We start from the raw sequence: 5,005 nt of genomic DNA, 5'->3' as shown, positions 1-5,005 counted from the left end.
TCAAACGAACAAATAGAGCAGATAGAATTTGCACTCAACCATCGTCCTAGAAAAACACTAGGTTGGCATACACCGAGTGAAGTTATGGCTGGTTTTTATACTGTTGCACTTGCCGCTTGAATCCGCCTCAATAAAAAAAGATGGTTTTTATTTTTATCTTATTGAATAGATTATTCTTTTATTAAAGAGCGTTGCAACTTATAGCTTCTGCCATACTTGATTTTCATCATCAAAAGACACCGTAAAATTAAAACGAGAGTCCGCCGTTACCAAGTAACCTGTAGGTGTTTTCATGAGAACTTTGAGCACAGTGCCTTCTTCAAAGTTAATGGGTGGAAAGTCTTCTTTTGTCAGTGTGAGTGGTTTGATCAGTTCAAGTACTAGGGTTTCCATGTCATAGATCCAATAGTTTTTAATGAAAAGATAGTAGCATGAAGTTATTTTAAAATGTGCAAACTTCATTCTTTCATACATAAAATCAACAAGTAATCGTATGGTTGTCAGAGAAATACCATCATTGCACTCGCTTTAAATCCTAAGCAATTTTTCAGTTTGAAACCCAAAAGTTATAAGCAATAAAATATTATTTTAAATCTGGGGCAAAGCCCGTTCGTATTTTCATAAGTTATTGAAATAATTTATTTTGATTGTGATGTGACTGATCAAGTCGGAAAATAATGTCCTGAGCTCTTGTGAAGGGGTATACAAATCAAATAACGTATAACCCAATAAGGATAAGTAAAGTGTACAAACTTGCTGTAATGCGATTGTACTAAATTAAGAAATAAGGATTAGTATGCACGGATTGCATACCTGAAATATAAAAGGGATATATATCGTTCATGTTTAAGTCATTTTTCCCAAACCCTAGATGGTTCTTCATTTCGGTATTACTTTGGTCGGTGATCAATGTCGTACTGTGGTACACAGGGGGAAATACATGGGGAAGCGTCATAGGTTGGCCGCAAGGATATGCAACGGCTGAACTGCCTATAGGAGTGAGCCGTTTTTGGTCTCCGTCTTTTCTATGGTTCTATCTCTGGTTTTTTATAGCAACAACCTTTTTTGCCTTATTTTGGCGTTTTGTCTCAGACAATAAATGGCAAAGATGGTCGATTTGGGGCTCCGCATTTATTCTGTTTAACATCTGGTTTGGTGTACAGGTCAGTGTTGCCATCAACGCATGGTATGGACCATTTTGGGATCTCATTCAAAGCATGCTTGGTAAAGGCGGTAACATTAAAGACCTATATATGGGTACTTTAACCTTCTTGTATATTGCGATGGTTGCGGTCACTTTCGCAGTGATCAATGCCTTTTTCACCAGCCACTATGTATTTCGGTGGCGTACAGCGATGAATGAATACTACACCCAACACTGGGAAAAATTGCGTCATATAGAAGGGGCATCACAACGTGTGCAAGAAGACACTATGCGCTTTGCTACTATTTTAGAAGATTTGGGCGTTGAGTTGATCAAGGCTGTGATGGTGTTGGTGGCTTTCTTACCAATTCTATTTGAGCTTTCAAAGCATGTTCCTGAATTGCCTATTGTGGGTGAAGTAAAGCATTCCCTAGTTTGGGCTTCTATTATTTGGGCTATTTTTGGTACGGTCTTGTTAATGGTAGTGGGAAGTAAACTACCAGGTTTAGAGTTTAATAATCAGAAGGTTGAAGCGGCTTACCGTAAAGAGTTGGTGTATGGGGAAGACCATGCAGACCGTGCCCAACCTGCAACATTGGTCGAACTGTTTAGCAGAGTAAGAAAGAATTATTTTAGACTTTATTTTCACTATGCTTATTTTAACTTAGTCGCGACATGGTATCGACAACTGGATATTTTATACAGTTTGGTGGTGTTATTTCCCGCAATTGCAGCAGGGAAAATGACTCTAGGTTTAATCAACCAAATTGGTAATGTGTTTGATAAAGTACGAGAGTCATTTCAATATCTAATTTTGTCATGGAAAACCATTATTGAACTGCTCTCGATTTATAAGCGGCTAAAAGCTTTTGAATCGACTTTGGATGACTAAATATTTTTGATGTATCTCACCTGCCTTTCACGGCAGGTTTTTTTATGTGTTCAAACATCATTTTGTCTGTAACTTTTGTTGTGTGGTTCAAACTAAATTAATGAAATGTTGTTGAGGTTGTCATAAAACAAAGCAGAATGATGTGTGTGTCAAGCTAAAATAAATAATAAAAACAGTTATTTAAGTTTGTTATTTTATGTGCTTTCCGCTAATGTTTTTATGCGGGTGTTTAAGGGTAAAGTCGTAGTGAATTATAAAATTTTATGTGTATTTGGGGTTTTGGGGAGTGTGTTACAGGGCTGTACCAGTCTGGGAAATATAGCACAAACAGCTTTTACAAATATTGCATCACCACAAGAACTAATCGTAGAACGAAAAATTAATGATACCGATAAAAACAGCAAAGAATACGTGTATCACACGGTAGGCGTAAAAAATGAAAAAGATATCGAGGTGCTATATCCACGCAGCATGTTTAGTCAGTATTGCCAAGCACATGGTGGGCGTTTTAGTCAGACACAAAAAAGTAGTTTTAGCTTAGTGAAAGATCCGTGGGCAAAAAAATTACTTCGCACCTATAACAGTTTAAAACAGGGCACGGGTACTTTTCGTTGCCAGCTCAATAATGGCGAACAGTGGCTGGTGAGTATTGAGGCAGTGTCTGAACGTAAACTGCCTAATTCAAATGATACGCGTGTAGTGAATCTACAAAGTAAAGTACTGACTGAGCCAGCACCACGGAGTATGGCCCCTATTACGCCAAGCAAAAAAGCGGTAACGAAGGCACCTGCGACCAAGGCAGAGGTGAAGAAAGAGGAAGAAAACAAAAAAGAAGTAGAGCCTAAAAAAGAAAACAAAGAAGTACCACCTAAGGCTGTCAAAGCTGTAGAAACACCACAGCAGCAACAGGCCAAACTGTATGTGTCTGCACGCCGTGATATTAACAGTGGACGCAACCAAGTCGCTGCCTGTAACAGTGCACAACGCGCATATAACTATGGTCGTTTGCCGGGGTCGGATGCCTCAAATGTCTATACCGAATCGGGCATATTAGTTGCACGTTGTTTAACGGGTATTCCAAGTTATAGCAGTCGTTTTTCCAACCCTAAAGGGCAGGCAAAATATGTTTTGCAGAACTTAGCCAAAAACCATAACCACACAGGTGCTAAAAATATGCTCAAGCAAATGAAGTAAGATTTTAGGCTGTTTGCGACCGCACTTCATGTGAGCACCTCAACCAAAGGAAATACATCATGAGTAATGTGCAAACCCCAGCCACCTATTTTACTGCGCCTTTGCTAGATCAGACCGTGCAAGAAATAGACGTTGATATTTCAGCTCAGCCTTATTTTTACAACAATGGCGGAACACCCGAGTATTTAGCCGAAGTATCAGATGCTATTGAGCTGATTCAAGCATCCTCAACCAACGCCCATATGAGTAGGGGGCATGTTTATGATGTACCCAAAGAAATAGCGACGATCCAAACCTATTGGGGAGAGCAGACCCAATTAGCGTTCGCAGGAAACTCTTTTGAGTTTATGCCACTCAAAGCCACGCCAGAAAGTGCTGTCGCATTTGGTATGACTTTGGTGAAAGCTAGACAGGCGATAGAGGTACAGGCTACGCAGAAAAAGTTGTCTCAAATTAAATATCAATATGGCATGTTGGCCGGTCATTTTTTCCCTTATGACCCAACTCAAATCAATCTAGATGCAAAAACCTTATATCCCTTTGTCGTCACAGACCTAGAGCATCATGACTTTCCGCATGTATTTGCTTCGACCGATCCAAATAAACTACCTTTAGTAATTTCAGCAGGACGATATTTTCCAAAAGACCGAAAAATTTACTTGGCTGATTTGTGGGTAGAACATGGTGACGCACTTTATATTCCTGAAATGCCGAAGCAAGTTGCTCCTGAATTTATCGATTTACATAATAACCGTAATGCTGCTTTAGCGTGTTGGAAGGGCGAAAGTAGTCAATCTACGATTCAGATGTATACTTTGCTTGACCCCAAAGGTTACTTCTATTGGTTTTGGAATGCATGCCCGACCATACACCCACAGCTCGCTGCCTTTGAAACTGCTGAGTTAGATAGGGAAATCGCTTGAATTGAGCGATTTAATTTTTTCCAACTACACGGTAATTTTACAGTTCCATAACAGGCTGATAGACGGGCTTTGTGATACAAAGAATGCAATTGTTGATTAGAGTTGAGTTTATGTCACAGCCTGTTTTAAGCGTTTTACGTGGTCGGTCTTCTGTTATTTTTCGTCATGCTTTTTTGGCAGCAGCCTTGTGTGGTTCAGTCCAAGTTGCAACGGCCAGTACTACAGTCGACCAACTGAGTAATTGTTTGGTGAAGTCAACGACAGCAACAGATAAAACAACTGTGTTGCAGTGGACGTTTGCGGCACTGGCTGCACATCCAGATCTGAAAGTGTATAGCAATGTCACCGATGCACAGCGTACACAGCTAGATAAAAATCTCGCACAGGTTTTACAACGCATTTTGGTGGAGCAATGTTCAGCACAGACCAAAGCCGTGATTCAAGCTGAAGGCTTACAAGCGGTTGGAGACAGTTTTCAGGAACTTGGACAGATTACAGGTGAGGAAATTTTAAAGAACCCTGAAGTGAAAGGGCAGTTGCAAGGCGTACTACGCTATGTGGATTTGAATAAATTGGTCACGACTTTTTTAACCCCAGAAATTTGGAATAAGTTGGGCGTGACGAGGTAGTTTAGTCGATTTAAATATTTGAAAATTATGAGTGGTAGTTGGACAGTGATTTCAGCTTGAAGAACATAAGTAGGAAAAAATCTGTTTTAGAAACTCGGCAGAGTAAAACTTGAAGTGCGACATAAACCACCTAATTAATTTAAAGGGTTTATGGAGTATATAAAATTGTCATACCATCATCTTAACTTTGAAGATCGTACTGCATTAATGCTTGAGTCAAGAA

The 5,005-nt window shown here is 39.6% G+C and carries 5 protein-coding genes and 1 pseudogene; 5 read left to right on the top strand and 1 reads right to left on the bottom strand.

Going from position 1 to position 5,005, the window contains the following annotated elements; translation table 11 throughout:
* Positions 1-120, top strand: a pseudogene (locus HYI04_RS16555) (IS30 family transposase); the annotation flags it as partial.
* Between the two features lie 78 nt (positions 121-198).
* On the opposite strand, the gene HYI04_RS16550 reads toward HYI04_RS16555, so the two are convergent.
* Entirely contained in the window at positions 199-393 is a 195-nt protein-coding gene (locus HYI04_RS16550; RefSeq protein ID WP_004694700.1) for a hypothetical protein, read from the bottom strand.
* Positions 394-842: 449 nt separating this feature from the next.
* Between HYI04_RS16550 and sbmA the strand changes: the two genes are divergently transcribed.
* The 4 genes from sbmA (at position 843) to HYI04_RS16530 (ending at position 4,782) form a co-directional block, all read left to right on the top strand.
* Positions 843-2,036 carry a peptide antibiotic transporter SbmA gene (gene sbmA, locus HYI04_RS16545; RefSeq protein WP_159153166.1) on the top strand — a complete coding sequence of 398 codons (1,194 nt, stop codon included), beginning with the start codon at positions 843-845 and terminating at the stop codon, positions 2,034-2,036.
* Positions 2,037-2,180: 144 nt separating this feature from the next.
* Positions 2,181-3,230: a hypothetical protein gene (locus tag HYI04_RS16540; protein ID WP_178896412.1), complete on the top strand. Its 1,050-nt coding sequence runs from the start codon at positions 2,181-2,183 to the stop codon at positions 3,228-3,230.
* A 59-nt stretch (positions 3,231-3,289) separates the two neighbouring features.
* Complete coding sequence (locus HYI04_RS16535; protein WP_178896411.1) at positions 3,290-4,153, top strand: hypothetical protein; 864 nt, start codon at positions 3,290-3,292, stop codon at positions 4,151-4,153.
* A gap of 110 nt (positions 4,154-4,263) precedes the next feature.
* Positions 4,264-4,782 carry a hypothetical protein gene (locus HYI04_RS16530; RefSeq protein ID WP_178896410.1) on the top strand — a complete coding sequence of 173 codons (519 nt, stop codon included), beginning with the start codon at positions 4,264-4,266 and terminating at the stop codon, positions 4,780-4,782.
* Positions 4,783-5,005: the final 223 nt, after the last annotated feature.

The sequence above is a fragment of the Acinetobacter sp. SwsAc2 genome, assembly GCF_013391465.1.
In the GTDB taxonomy this organism is placed as follows: domain Bacteria; phylum Pseudomonadota; class Gammaproteobacteria; order Pseudomonadales; family Moraxellaceae; genus Acinetobacter; species Acinetobacter johnsonii.
The sequence above is the reverse complement of the archived record's forward strand: the minus strand, read 5'-3'. Positions and strand labels throughout refer to the sequence as shown.